This window comes from Amycolatopsis sp. NPDC089917 (genome assembly GCF_040684635.1).
Taxonomy (GTDB): domain Bacteria; phylum Actinomycetota; class Actinomycetes; order Mycobacteriales; family Pseudonocardiaceae; genus Amycolatopsis.
The window spans coordinates 85,128-98,732 of record NZ_JBFBGL010000026.1 but is presented as its reverse complement, the minus strand read 5'-3'; the positions used below and the strand labels follow the sequence as shown (position 1 = coordinate 98,732).

Genomic DNA, 13,605 nt, shown 5'->3' with positions numbered 1-13,605 from the left:
CATTCTCTTAGACCACTTCGGGCATGGCATGTCGTCCCGCGGGGCGGTGAACGCTCAGTTCACCGCCCCGCGGGCGGGTTGAACGGTGATACAAGCTGTTAGCTGTCCGTCTTCTTCTTCCGCGGGGCCCGCTTGCGGGCTGGCTTTGCGGGGGTTTCTTCTACCGGCTCCGGCTCAACATGGTCGACCTGTGACTCACCAGACTCGGCGTTGCCGAAAGCTTCATAGATCTCGTTCGGAATGCGTCCACGCTCGGCAATCGCGTATCCGTTCTCCGACGCCCATGCGCGCACCTGCTGGTTACGCTCACGATCGGAAGCCGACGTGACGCGGCCGTTTCCGGCTGCAGCAGTCGTCTGGCCGGCCGCGACCCGGAGCTTCCGGCCGCCGGTGCGCGTGCCCGCTGCGACGTAGCGCTCGAGCACCTCACGCAATGCCTCGGCGTTCGCGTCCGACAAGTCGATCTCGTACTGCACACCGTCCAGCCCGAAGGGCACCGTCTGTGTCGCTTCGCCGCCGTCGAGGTCGTCGATAATCTCGACGCTAACCTTCTGAGCCATCCGCACAGCCTTTCACCAAAATAGAACAGCGCCCCTACGCGCCAACGGACTTTCCCGGAGCCTAGTCGCCGTTCACCAACTTGGCGGTATGACACTCAACGACGTGAGCGGCTGCAAGTAGGGTTCGCTGGGGCAGGCTCTGCCCGGCCGCGTGGTCGGCTGGCAGTTAGCCAATGTTGCTCAGCACGTGATTACGCCTGCGGCTTGGCTTCGTATCCGAACCGCTGCCCCTCCGGCGCGAGCTCCAGTAGGTTGCTGAGGATGACTTCAGTTGTCCGGCCCCACATCTTGCTTAAGATCCAGGTGCGATCGCGCTCTCGTAGAGGCGAATCGATGAACCACCGGCCTAGGTAGGTCTTCGCCTTGGGGTAGGCGGCGACGAATTGATCGGTGACCGCTTCGTCGGTCGGTGAGTTGGCGAAGCTGAGAAACCGCGAGTTCGGCAGTACCGCAGCGATGCGCTCGGCCGGAACACCAGCCGCGTGCAACCCCTCAACCAGCGCGAGAACCGCCTGCCGCTTACGAAGCGGCGCAGTTGTTCCCGCCGGAGTCGTGATCACATACGGCGTCCAGTCCCTTCCGTCACTACGAGCCGCGCGAGCCTGCGATTCCCGGCGACGCAGCTGAACGGTGAGATCAGCTGCTTCTGGAAGTGGAATGACTTGCTGGACATCCAGCAACAACCGTTCTCCCACGTTGTACGGCGTAAGCCGCACGCACTGGATATCTAGTCCGTACATCTCGTTCAACCAGAGGACCGTCGTCGTAATCTCCCGGTCGAAGCCACCGGACACTAGCACGATCCGCACGTCTCGGGTCAGAACAGCGTCCTCGCCGCCGACGTCTTCAAGCCACTCGGCCAGTCGGGTGCGGGCACTACCCGCGGCATCCGGCTCGACTTGCAGCAGATACCGCTCGTACGCCTCAGCCATGTCGTCGTAGGTCAGGGTCGAGACCATGGCCGCGTACCGCAGCGCCTGGAGCTCGAGATGCCCGCCATCGGTCGTGCGCTTGAGCTCGATGACGACGGGCTTACCCTCACGGTCGACACCAAGCAGGTCGATACGTCGCCGGGCGCCGGCGAACTCGCCGAACTCCTCGCTGACGACGAGAACGTCCTCGATCACCGTGTCGATCTGCGCTCGCAAGAGTCGTTGCAGGTCAGCTCGCTCGAGGATCTGCTCCGCAGCAAACGTGGACGACGGAACAGCCTCAAGGGCGCCGGCAGTCAACTCAAAGAGCGGCATCGACCTCGGACCTCCTACATGTCTTCATCTGTCTCCGTTCGCTATCCTCAAGCACGCGAAGATCAACTAAGAATTGCGCGTCTACTTGCCGTGGTGCTCCATACGAGTCGGCGAGTCATCTGCTGCCGTTACATCACACCCCTGAGGCGCGGGTAGGTGCGCTCGTGCTGATCTGCTACGTAACACTCGACGCGCCTCATGCGACCTTCAGCAAGGAGGTGAAGTTGTGAGTCTGGAAAAATTTAACGAGAAAATGGACAATCTCGCCGAGAACACCGCCAAAGCGGGAGGGCGCGTCGGCGATGGTTTCGGTTTCTTGGTTCAAGCTGTCCTATTTGTCTTTATTTTATGCCTTGCCGCAGGCTTTGCGCCGGTTTTCCTCCGGCCATGGCTACCTGACTGGGCCGCCCTGATCTATGGGCTGTTGATTGGTTTTATTGTCGTTCTCGTCGCCAATGACTCTCGCTGGCGCTGGATCGCCTTCTTTGTCACCTTCGCAGGGCTGACGGGAAGTTGGTTTCTACCGGTCCAGTAGCGCGGTAGGCAGTCGACAGGGGATTCATACCCTAGTACTTATCCTTCTGTCGTGTTACCTATGAGAGATGGCAAGCGACGCTCTCGGCCTCGGTCGACTCGAACGGCTCACGAACCCTCGCGACGTGTGGAAGCACGAGGTTGGTGACCTCACTCCCTGGCTTGCCGCGAACATCGACGTGCTGAGCGATGCGATCGGTCTTCCTCTCACGGTTGTTGGCCAGGAGGTGCTGGTCGGCGACTTTCGCCTCGACATCCACGCGACCGACCCAGATGGGAGGACCGTGATCATTGAGAACCAGCTCGAGGCGAGCGATCACTCCCATCTCGGCCAGCTGCTCGTCTACGCCAGCGGCCTTGAGGCATCGACCGCGATCTGGATCACCACCCGGCTCCGCGACGAGCATCGAAGCGCACTGACATGGCTTAACGAACGCACCGACAGCGACGTCCGCGCTTTCGGCATCGAGCTGAGCGTCGTCCATATCGGCGACTCACTCAAGGCACCAGTACTGGATGTCGTGGTCGAACCCAATGACTGGGCGAAGGCGGCGAAAGAGGCGTCCAAGGCGGCGGTATCGCCGAAGAACCAACAGCGCATGGCGTTCTTCGAGGACGTCTTTGAGATCATGGCCACGGCCTATCCAGCGATCCGGACGCCGAAAACCCAGGTCACGAGCTGGTGCAGCTTCGCCGCAGGCCCGTTCGGCTACTACTGCCTCTCGTTCAGCAAGCAGGGCTACCGCGTCGAGATCTACCTCGACACGGGCAGCAAAGATTCGACCAAGATGGTTTTCGACCAACTTGCCGCAGAACGTGAGCTCCTGCAGAACAAGGTCGGCTTCCCCTTGGCCTGGGATCGACTCGATAACAACCGCGGTAGCCGCGTTGCCACCTACCTCGATGGTTTCGACCTCGACACGGCTGACGACGCGACGCGACAACAGGCGATCCAGTGGAGCGTCGACCGTGCAATCTTGCTACACCAGCAGCTTGATGGTCGACTCCGCAGCCTGGCCAAGGTCGCCAAGGAAGCCGAGCTCGCCGCCGGCCAGACAGCAGGGGGGCTCGAGTAGTGATGTCCGGCACGATCTCGGATCGCATTCTCGACATCCTTCGCGCAGTGGGGCCGCCTTGGGACGACGATGAGCTGGCCCAAGCGCTCACTGTCGCTCAACGACAAACGGTGAACCAAATGTGCCGACGACTCGCCTCGGACGGACGACTGCACCGGTATCGTCCTGAACTCCAACTGCCCCGATAAAGAGGATGTCGAGATCATCGAGGGCTACGCTCGCGTCCATCAAGCCGAATAAGGCGCTGCTGAGCAACAATCTGGCCGCGTACCTCACAAGTCAGCCGAACCGGATGACGATAGACGTGGCACCGGACAAGATCCTACTTCGACCATTGACCCAGCCCTCTGACGTAACAATCTGTTAGTAGACGAACGGCCAAATTTTTCGACACTCTAGCGGATCCAAGCGGCATAATATACATATGAGCGCCGACCTTGACATCCTTTTGGCCGAGTACCAGGCCGTCCGCGACGACGACCGCGGACATACCAACAGTCTGGCCACGCTGGCCAGCGTATTTGTCGCCCTCCTGGCCGGCCTCTTCGCCATACTCGTCGGTGACTGCCAGTTTCGTGGCAACCCGGCAGGAGAAGCCAAGAAGGCTGGCGCATGTTACGAGCTCCCCGATCCAGTGTATGTCGCCGCACCTGCCCTGCCTCTAGCAGTGCTCTGTTACATTGTAATGATCGGCATTCAAGTCACAATCAAGAATTTCTACCTTCGAGCCATAGAAAATGAGCTGAGAAAACATTCAGTTAAGCTTGGAGCACTAGAGGGCGTCGTCGCCGGCTCTGCAACCGAACTCATGTTGATGATAACCAGTCCCCGCCGCGGACGACGCGCATACCTTGCAATGCTTCTATTCCTTACCTTAAGTTTCGTTATCGCACTCGGCGGTTGGATCGCCTTCGCCGCCATGAAAGTCTCCCCGGTGAGTATGATAGTGATGTTTAGCGTCTACGGCCCGATGCTAGCCCTGCTAGTTCACCAGGGAATCCAGGCCAACACTGGGGGCCGCTCCTTGTTAGCAGGTGCAATTCGCAGGCTACTAACCGACGGAAGCTACCCAGACACGCGTATCACTTCCGGCTCATCCAAACCGCCCGATAACTCAGAACGCACTCTCCTTTCCTACTTGGTCATACCTAGACCACTTGATATGATCAAGTGGCTATTCATACCCATCGCATACGCCTTAGGCGTATTGCTGACAGCAAGTATTCCAACGTTTAGAGAGGTTGCGATCGCGACTGCAAGTTGGATGATATTTGAATATTTGTTATATCAGGGTCGATATCAGGTGAACGATATCCGCGGCGTGGCCGACGATCAAGCTCACCCGTCACGAAAGAATCGAGGTCGACTACCCATAAAGAAGCTAGGGCCGCGGGCGTCAATTACACTCAGTACACTAATAGCACTCACCCGCCTTGCACTTGCAGGATTTATTTCATTAACACTATTACCATCTTCGACAACCGTCGTAATGATGTATTCCTTTATTGGCATTGTGCTACCAGCCATACTTTACGAGGTATTGCGCACAGGAAATCGGTTAGGTCACCTTAGAGCGATAGCAATCTGGCTTACCGTAGGTGCGGGATATGCCGTGCGCGTATCAGTGGGACTCATCCTCGCCGGCATCACTCCAACCGGCGCAACCTCGCGCGCCTTTATCCTACTCACAGCCTCCGCCTGGGCGTTCGGCATTGTCTTTGTGACTATGACATGGGCCATCGAAGCAACCGGCCATTGCACCGCCATCACCCAGGCAAAAGTCAGCTTTGCTTCAAACTTGACGGCTAAGCCACATTTGTTTCGCCTACTCCACTTCACAAATCTCTCACTAAGTCCAACAATGCAGGCGAATGGATCCGGCAGTACGCTGCGCCCACTAATAGGCAAGACTCCAGTGCTATCACCCTGGAATTTGTCCCTGCTCGCAGCAACAGGCTGCGCAGTTGCACCTTTCAGCCTAAAATCCCCACTTCTTCTTATCAGCCTAGCGCTTGTTGCAGCGCTGTCTCTAGTGTTAAATTCTTCCAATCGAATGCGATGGTATCTTTCCGCAACTTCGATAGCAATCTTGCCGACTGTCTCATACTTTACCGAAGGCCTCTTTAGCGGCATCGGCATAGCCGTTACGCTCTCGCTTTTCTTTGCCGTTTACTGCTGCTTCCGCCAGGCTTCTTATTACGACCTTAGTCGCACGCTCTCCAACATGAAAAAGAGTTTCCACAAACTCGCCATTGCCAGCAAGGATAAGGCGGCAATCCTACTGTTAGGTCGGCGAACCTTGACCTTTGTGAAGAATGAAACATCAGGCCGCGGTTATTGACCTGGCAACTTCAGCTACCGTACGGCAGACCAGTAATACTCATCAGGTCCGCTGATGTGCTGGATCGACAGCCGATGACAAGCGGCTTCCACACCAAGCCTCGCACTGAGGTCGTCCTTGCGCTGCGCGAGGAGGTTCAGGATCTCCTCCGGCGATGTTAGGTCCTGCCCGCGTCTTTGTTGTGTCGAGTGCCATCTGCCAAGGATCTCCAACATTACATCGACAATAGCTCGCCCAGCGTGGGCAGTGGCAACGTCGATGGGGCCAGCGAAGCGCCCGTCGTGGAAGGCGATGTTACGAGTTACGTAGAGCCAGTCGAGCAGCGCAAGACAGGTGTCCTGCTTCTCCTGTAGCCATTTTGCCAGTAGCGGCGGTTGAGCCAGTCTGTCACGCCACATCAGAATCGTCTCTGCTGCGGCTCCTCCCGCGAAGTCAGCCAGCGTCGTGACCGCGCGTCTCGCCGTGTCCACTTCGGGGGCTTCCCCCTCGCAAGGTGGAAGCAGTAGGTCGAGCCACCGGTCCGGACTGGTCAGGTTAGGCCTTGGCGCAGCAGCCGGCACATGGACGTCAATGATTTCAATTAGCGTCGTCGCCTTGTTGAAGGCGTGCCCACGTGTAGCTTGGCAAGCCAGCCATGACTCACGTGCGTGCGCGACTGCAGCGACCATGGCCACAATTTGGGCTGGAGTTGTCCGTGCTAGTGGTGTCCGTGCTCGGAGCGCATTCTCGGCGCGAATCAGATCACCTTTCGCCTTCTTCGCCCGCGCTTCGATTCTCCTCAGCTCTTCCATGACCATCAACCTGAGCTGGGTACGAGCGTCGATGATTTGCAGGCGCAGAGCTTGAAGGGCGTAGGCTTTGGCCAACCGAACGGACTTGTCCGATTTCAAGCCAATGGATTCGAGAGCACTCCAACACAGAGCAGTGCTAGTCATGGGCGCTTCGACCCGCTGAGCGATGTGCGCGATCCTCATCGCTGGCCGTAGGATCTCCGAAGTCGGGGAGCCCTGCAAGGGAGCCGCGTTGGTGACACTTGCCCTTTCCAGCCTCCTTAGAGCCCATTTTCCGTCCGGGCCTGTGACCTGCCATGTACTCCCTAAGGTGAGATCTGCAATGCGATTGCCAGCCACGTACTGGTCAAGAGTCTCAGTGATCGCCCGCCTGCCGAGGACAACTGCAGTACCCAGGTCTGCGGAGTCCACCGGAACACGTACGAGGACACTTGAGCGAGTGATTGGTTCCAGCGCTAGCAACAATGCTACTAGCGCTTTCGATTTCGGCCATTCATTCTGGCTACCCGAGACCCTCCACTGCTGAGCGCCGGGCAAGAAGTCGTCGAGGTTGTCCAGCGAGCGCGCTCCGCTTACGAGGGCCGTGACGAAGTGGCGACTCCGGGGCGGCCACAGTAATGCCGAAACCTCCGCGGCTGTCGGGCGTCTAACGAGCAGATTTGCCAGGTCAGTCTTGAGGGCCTCCCAGTCCCTCCCTTGTATGTAGACTGCCACTGCAATCTCCGCTGCCAGCCTGGGATCGCAGATCGTGCCGGTCACCTCTTGGTCCCACTGGCTTCGCATACAAAGAGCTGTCGCCTTGGCGACCGCGGCAACCAACGGATCCATCCTGGTCGCGCACGTCCGCGCCAGCACCCGTTTACCAGCAGAGTCGGCATGCGGCCACGATGCCGAGACTGCTGCCAGTTCTCCGAGGGCTGCCTGTAGCTCCGCCTGCCCAGATCCAACCGGGAAGACGGCCAGTGCGGCACGTGCACACGCGCTGCTGCTGCGCAGCACACGCATCAACAGCCGCTCCTGCGGCTGGCCATGTTCAGCGTGGTTCCAAAGTGCATCGTGCGCCCTGATGAGCGCAGCCAGAGCACTGTCGCTGGTCGCGGCGTGGAACCCAACGCCCGAACCGCTATCCAATCCACGCAACACTGTATGCAGCAGGCTTCGTTGGCTGCGGGTCAAGCCAGCTTCACCGAATGCTTCCTGAACGCGGGTATCGCTGCTCGATCTCGCCACCGTGACACTCTACGACCGCGGCCACCGTGGACGCGACCTCGCCGCACCGAGTTGTACTGCGGATCAGCTCGTAACGCCGAGAGCAACGGATCCACCTAATGCCGGAGGGACTGCAGTACCTGAGCCGGCGGAGCAAGAAGTCGGCGGTAGCTCCAAGAACGTTACCGAAACGCCTATCTGTAGACATCCACGTGGAGTTTGCCCATTGGGGGCTATGGCCCTAGACGGATTAGCAGTCAGCCCTCACCACGGACCGCCTCTGGAGGAAAGAGCGCCAAGAAGATCAACTAATCTAGTCACCAGGTAAGATGCGCTCTGAGGCATTTTTGTAAAGTGTCCCGCTGTTCTTTGCTCCCGCATCCGACTTCGGAGCCGTCTCGAGTTCCCTGGCTGTTCTTCTAGGTATGAGTTTGGCTGTTGCCTCGGCCGCTGCGAGTGCGATCTCGGGCAGGACGGTGGTGTAGGTGTCCATGGTCACGGTGATCGAGGAGTGCCGGAGCATGGCCTGGACTACCTTCATGTCGGCACCGGCGGCGAGGGCGAGCGTGGCGGCGCCGTGCCGAAGGTCGTGCAGGCGGATGGGCGGCAGCCCGGCTTGGCGGACGATCTCGTAAAACCGCTCGGTGATATCGGCCGGATGCAGAGGGCTCCCGTCCGGCTGGGTGAACAGCAGCCCGCTGTCGACCCAATCGCTGCCGAGCCGGACCTTGTCCGCGTCCTGGCAGGCGATGTGCTGACGCAGGACTAGGACGGTGTTCGCGTCGAGTGCGACGAGGCCTTCCGACGAGTTGGTCTTCGGCGCTGACTGGCCGGTCTCCCACCCGTACTGCACGATCTGGTTCGCGACTTCCAACGTCGCTGCGTCCAGGTAGGTATCTGCCCGGCGTTGTCCGCAGGCCTCCCCCCGCCGAAGGCCGACATGAGCGATCAAGTGGTAGAGCGGATACAGCGGGTCGTTCACCGCGGCGTCGAGGAACTGGCCGGTCTGCTGCGGTGTCCACACCATCACCGGCGACGGGATCTCGCCGGTGAGCTTCCAGCGCAGGACGCGCTCGGCCGTCCAAACCTTCGGCGTTGGCCGCTTTGCCGGTGGCAGCTCGACCAGCGATGCCACGTTCACCGTCAGCAGGCCTTGTTTCACCGCGGGGCTGAGCACCGCACGCAGCGTTTCCCGGATTCTCCGGATCGACGTCGGCCCGACCGGACGCTGCCATTTCACCGCCGCGATCTTCTGCGGGTCCCCGCTGTTGCGGTACTCGGCGATGCGGTCGTTGTGCTCCACGATCGCGTCGAACATGCTCTCCAGGTGCGGCACGCCAAGCTTGTCCCTACGGATATGGCCAAGGTGCGGGCCCAGGTAGAGCCGGACATGCGACTCATACGACCGGTAGGTGTTGCGGCTCCGATTTTTCTTCTTCAAGGCAAGGAAGGCCGTGAAGACGTCGTCCATGTACGGGTGTTCCAGCACACTCGCGCCCGCGCGCACGAGGCGCCGGACGTCGTCCAGTTCCGGCAGCTTCTGCTTCTTCGCGACCACGGTGGCGATTACGTCACCGATCTTCCGTCGCGTGTCCTCGTCGTCGTCTTCGGCGATCGCGAGCAGATCCCGGACATGGTCCAGTTCCTCTTGGGCCTTCGCCGCTGACTCGAAGCCACTTCGGCGACGGGGACGCCGCGTGCCCTTGTCGTCGGCAGGTAGCTCGATCCGCCAGCACCACTGGCCATGACGATGCTGAGTCAGCTTCGGACAGTTGCTGCCCAGCTCGCGATTGTTGTTGTCCCGGCAGGAACAACGCTTGAAGACCGACCCCAGCGGTATCTGTGCCACCAGTCGTCCTCCTTTCTGTTCGGTTGAATCAGCGGGTTCGCACGATGCTCGCGCTGACCACACCTCTCGGGGAAGCCCGAGACACAACGAATTCACCTGATGGATGGATCAACACCCAACGCCTGCAGAAGCCCAGTGGTGGGTACGCGGTACTCGCCACCGACACGCAACAGCGGGCAGGGGAAATCGTCGTTGCGGGCCAGGCCGTAGGCCGTGGTCCGGCCGATCCCCAACGCGCGTGCGGCGGTCATCAAATCGACAACGGCGGGCAGGGCCGCGACCTCGGCCAAGGTCAACGTCGTGAACCGCTCGGCATCCGGGTTCACGACGCCTCCACGAGTGTGTCGAGCCGGCGCCGGGCCAGAGCATGGCACTCGGGATCCAGGTCGATCCCGATGAATGAGCAGCCCTGCGCGAGCGCGGCAATACCGGTCGTTCCGCTACCGGAAAAGGGATCGAGCACGACGCCACCGTCCGGACACCCGAGCCGCACACAGCGGCGGGCGACCTCCACGGTTCCCACCGCGCGATGTCCCGTGCGGCCGCGGTCCGCCGCGACCGTCCAGACGTCTGACTCAACTCCTTCGGCATCGACGTCGCGGAACCAGTGCTCACCGTCGCGGGCTAAGAGGAAGACCGACTCGTAGCGCTGGGAAAGCCGGTCCCGGACGCTCTCCGGACGCCCGTTGGTCTTCGCCCACACCACTGCATTCCGCAACACCCAGCCCCGGTTCTGCAAGGCGAACGCGACACGCCACGGGACCCCGATCAGGTCTTTCGCGCGGTACCTCGACTGGGGCGGGCGGTGCACTCCGTATGCCTGCGCCGAGCGGGCTGATGCGGTCCGGGCGACGGATCCGCGAGCGACGTAGTTTCCCCACGAGCCACCGAAGCTGTCGCCGAGGTTCAGCCATGCCGTCCCCGTCGGTGTCAGCACCCGCCGGACTTCGTCGAAGACATCGGCAAGCCGGTCGACGTACTGTTCGATCGTGGGCTCCGCGCCGTGCTGGCCGTTGACCCGGTAGTCGCGTAAGCCCCAGTAGGGCGGGGACGTCACCACGCAATCCACCGATGTCGCGGGCATGGCGGCAAGGACTTCTCGGGCGTCCCCCAGACACAGCCGTACACGATCCCGGTCCCCGTCAGCGGAGACGGCAAGGTTGTGTCGCCCTTGGCTGGGCGTATGCGGGTCCGTCATGCCGCGACCTCATCGTCACCGGCCGTCAGGCTGAGGCGGCGGAGGCCGATGTCGTGAAAGTCGGGGTTGAGGTCGATACCGATGTAGTTCCGTCCGAGCTTCCTCGCGGCCAGGCCGGTGGTGGCGGCGCCGCTGAACGGGTCGAGCACCACACCGCCGTCGGGGCATCCGGCGGCGTGCGACCTGGTCCGCCTTACGCGTGGACAAGCCGCCCCGAGTCCAAGCACCGAGACGGTCGATTGTGGGGACACATCGCCTCGTGTCGGTTTCTCGCAGATGCGCGCCGAGGTACGCCTGACGAAGACCTTCGCGCGCTCTATTCGCCAGGACCGACACACCGTTAGCCGTGAGACCAAACTCAGGTGCGACGTCCGCGGGCGTTCGTCCTTCGACCTCTGTTTTCCAGAGCACGGCTTGCCATCGCTCAGGCAGGCGAGCGAACGCCTTCGCCGCACAGACCCGTTCCAGGCCATCCAGGATCGTGTCGCTGAACGGCGCGCTCACGAGAGCCGGGGCGACGACCATGGAAACATCCTCTACAACTTTAAGTTTTCGTTCTTGACATGACCGGTCGTAAGCAAGATGCCTGAGAACAGTTAAGAGATAGGCACGGAATCTCGACCCCGGACCTCGCCCAGCGCGCAATACATCCAGAACCTTGCTGAATGCCTCAGATATCAGGTCATCAGCCTCAATTTCGGAACGCGCAAGTTGGCGCGCCAGTTTACGGGCCGAGATGACGTGACGCTCATATAGCGAGCCGTACGCTCGCAGATTCCCGCCGCGAACCTCTTCGGTCAGCCGAAGGTCCACACTTTGGCGATCTCCGTAAGCTGGGTTGACCATCGCCTGACCAGGCTGACTACATGTTCCAGCGCTTCGACCTGCTGTTGCACACCTTGCCGAACACCTCAGTCGGCGTCCCGCGGTCACATTGACCGCACGCCGATCGGCCGGTAGCGATTTCCCATCACCCGAAGCATCCGGGTGAGCGAGGCGCGCAGAGCAGCTATGCCTGCGCCGCTCCTCCCAGCCTCCGCAACAGGAGGCAAGATTAGCCGACACGGGCAAACTCCAATTCTTTAGCCTTCTCACCAACTAATAAAATTCGAGCAAGGTTCAGCACTCGTGCCCGCCACCATTCAGCCAACCCTCACCAGTCAGCCTTTGTTGAACTCGGGCTCGCCGAATTTCTTGCACCATGCATCTCGCCGAATCAGACGATGACACCTAAGCCCTGCAGGAACCGAGGCGCAAAGGTTCCGCTCCAACCGCCCCAGCCAGCCCTGCGACGCCTTGGCAAGTTTGAGCTGCAATGCCCGGGACACCCGACTCCGAAACCAACTCCGGTGGTAACTTGTGTACTCAAGGCAACTCCTTCCTTCGAGGAGTTAGAAAACTTGCGCGAACGCCTACACGCTAACTTGTGTACTCAAGTTAACTAAGGGCCCGAATGGGTGAATTGCGGCTACCTGCCGTAGCAGGACACCCAATGGAGGTGAAGGACTCAGTGACGCAGCACCTGCCGTTGCCACCGACCGTCATGAAGATCGTCCTTGGCAACCAACTGGCTCGGTTGCGCGAAGTCGCCGACGTGACACAAGACGACGCGGCGACAGTGCTCGGATGCTCGCAGCAGAAGATCGCTCACATCGAGAACGGCAGCGGGATCAAGCTCATCGAGCTGAACGCGTTGCTCGACCGCTACGGCGCGATCGAATCGGACCGCGCTTACACGCGGGACCTTCAGGCCGAGAGTGCCCGCCGAACCAAGCGCAGCGCGTTCAGCACCAGGTTCCGCCAGTACCTGCGACTCTTGATCGACATGGAGCCCAGCTGCACCAGGTACTCCTCCTACCAGGCACTCGTGGTGCCAGGCCTCCTGCAGACGGAGGAGTACATGCGCACCAACGCACGGGCCTGGCGCCCCTCGCTGACATCCGATGAAATCGACAGCTACGCCGCGAATCGTCTTGCGAGACAGGATGTGCTGGACAACACCAACCAGCACTTCTGGTTCATCGTGGACGAGGCCGCGCTCCGCCGAACCGAAGGCGGCGCGGTCATGAAAGCGCAGATCAACAAGCTCATCGAGGTCATCGATCGCCCTAACATCGAGGTGCAGATCGTGCCGTTCGACGCCGGCTACTACATGGGGCAGGGACACGACTACACGGTTTTCGGCTATGACACGACACCGCCCGTTGACATCATCTACCTCGAACACCACGACGGCGGCGAGTACATCGAGAACAGCAAGCGCACGGCGCAGTACCTCAAGCTGTGGGACTACCAGAAGGCGGCAGCCAGCGGGCCCGAGCAGACCCGCCGAACCTTGCTCGACCTCGCCTCGTCGTTGTAGCCGAGCTGCACGTCGAGAACAGAAGGGTCACGAGCAAGTAGATGAAGATCCAGAACACGCATAAGGATCACCTCAACACCGCCTTCACGCAGTGGGAGAAATCCCCGCTGAGCAATCCGCCGGACAACCAGTGCGTCGAAGTCTCCTTCACCGACGACGCCGTCGGACTTCGGGACAGCCGCAATCCGAATGGCTTCGTGCTGGTCTTCGACCACGGAGAATGGGATGCGTTTGCCGAAGGCGTGGCCAGTGGAAAGCTTCGCCCACCGAAGACGACCTAGTACATCGTCAACGTAGACCACTAGCCCCAGGCATGAGGGGCCCCGGCGTCGGGTTACGACGCCGGGGCCCACTTACGGTGCCGCGGATGCTCGTTGCGCTAACGCAGCAAAGACGTCGTCGAATGGATCTGCGGCCTGTTCGTAAGGCACCATGTCC

General features: G+C 60.7%; 11 protein-coding genes and 2 pseudogenes. 5 read left to right on the top strand and 8 right to left on the bottom strand.

The genetic code is table 11. From position 1 onward, the window contains the following. Window positions 1-98: 98 nt before the first annotated feature. Together AB0N89_RS20385 and AB0N89_RS20380 are read right to left on the bottom strand one after the other, a co-directional pair. Window positions 99-560 (bottom strand): Lsr2 family protein, encoded by a 462-nt coding sequence (locus AB0N89_RS20385; protein ID WP_364206607.1) that lies wholly within the window; start codon window positions 558-560, stop codon window positions 99-101. A gap of 191 nt (window positions 561-751) precedes the next feature. After that, window positions 752-1,807 carry a hypothetical protein gene (locus AB0N89_RS20380; protein ID WP_364206605.1) on the bottom strand — a complete coding sequence of 352 codons (1,056 nt, stop codon included), beginning with the start codon at window positions 1,805-1,807 and terminating at the stop codon, window positions 752-754. 226 nt (window positions 1,808-2,033) lie between these two features. Between AB0N89_RS20380 and AB0N89_RS20375 the strand changes: the two genes are divergently transcribed. The 3 genes from AB0N89_RS20375 (at window position 2,034) to AB0N89_RS20365 (ending at window position 5,758) form a co-directional block, all read left to right on the top strand. Beyond that, window positions 2,034-2,342, top strand: a complete 309-nt coding sequence (locus AB0N89_RS20375) for a hypothetical protein (RefSeq protein ID WP_364206603.1) — start codon at window positions 2,034-2,036, stop codon at window positions 2,340-2,342. A 67-nt stretch (window positions 2,343-2,409) separates the two neighbouring features. After that, complete coding sequence (locus AB0N89_RS20370; protein WP_364206601.1) at window positions 2,410-3,417, top strand: DUF4268 domain-containing protein; 1,008 nt, start codon at window positions 2,410-2,412, stop codon at window positions 3,415-3,417. A 424-nt stretch (window positions 3,418-3,841) separates the two neighbouring features. Further along, the gene (locus tag AB0N89_RS20365) at window positions 3,842-5,758 is read left to right on the top strand and encodes a hypothetical protein (protein ID WP_364206599.1); all 1,917 of its coding nucleotides are present in this window, start codon (window positions 3,842-3,844) and stop codon (window positions 5,756-5,758) included. A gap of 14 nt (window positions 5,759-5,772) precedes the next feature. Here the strand turns inward: AB0N89_RS20365 and AB0N89_RS20360 are convergent, their stop codons facing one another. The 6 genes and pseudogenes from AB0N89_RS20360 to AB0N89_RS20335 all read right to left on the bottom strand — a co-directional run. Beyond that, the gene (locus AB0N89_RS20360; RefSeq protein WP_364206597.1) at window positions 5,773-7,308 is read right to left on the bottom strand and encodes a hypothetical protein; all 1,536 of its coding nucleotides are present in this window, start codon (window positions 7,306-7,308) and stop codon (window positions 5,773-5,775) included. A 763-nt stretch (window positions 7,309-8,071) separates the two neighbouring features. After that, on the bottom strand, window positions 8,072-9,607 hold the full coding sequence (locus AB0N89_RS20355; RefSeq protein ID WP_364206595.1) for a tyrosine-type recombinase/integrase: 1,536 nt from the start codon (window positions 9,605-9,607) through the stop codon (window positions 8,072-8,074). Between the two features lie 92 nt (window positions 9,608-9,699). Beyond that, window positions 9,700-9,933 carry a DNA-binding protein gene (locus AB0N89_RS20350; protein WP_364206593.1) on the bottom strand — a complete coding sequence of 78 codons (234 nt, stop codon included), beginning with the start codon at window positions 9,931-9,933 and terminating at the stop codon, window positions 9,700-9,702. Next, a complete protein-coding gene (locus AB0N89_RS20345; RefSeq protein ID WP_364206591.1) occupies window positions 9,930-10,805 on the bottom strand; it encodes a site-specific DNA-methyltransferase in 876 nt (291 codons plus the stop codon). The genes AB0N89_RS20350 and AB0N89_RS20345 overlap by 4 nt, the downstream gene beginning before the upstream one ends. Beyond that, window positions 10,802-10,978: pseudogene (locus tag AB0N89_RS20340) on the bottom strand (DNA methyltransferase); the annotation flags it as partial. The pseudogene AB0N89_RS20340 and the gene AB0N89_RS20345, both read right to left, overlap by 4 nt. Window positions 10,979-11,108: 130 nt before the next feature. Then, a pseudogene (locus AB0N89_RS20335) lies at window positions 11,109-11,651 on the bottom strand (sigma-70 family RNA polymerase sigma factor); the annotation flags it as partial. 646 nt (window positions 11,652-12,297) lie between these two features. Between AB0N89_RS20335 and AB0N89_RS20330 the strand changes: the two are divergent. Further along, window positions 12,298-13,167, top strand: a complete 870-nt coding sequence (locus AB0N89_RS20330) for a helix-turn-helix transcriptional regulator (RefSeq protein ID WP_364206589.1) — start codon at window positions 12,298-12,300, stop codon at window positions 13,165-13,167. Between the two features lie 41 nt (window positions 13,168-13,208). Beyond that, complete coding sequence (locus AB0N89_RS20325) at window positions 13,209-13,448, top strand: DUF397 domain-containing protein (protein ID WP_364206587.1); 240 nt, start codon at window positions 13,209-13,211, stop codon at window positions 13,446-13,448. The last annotated feature ends 157 nt before the right edge of the window (window positions 13,449-13,605 follow it).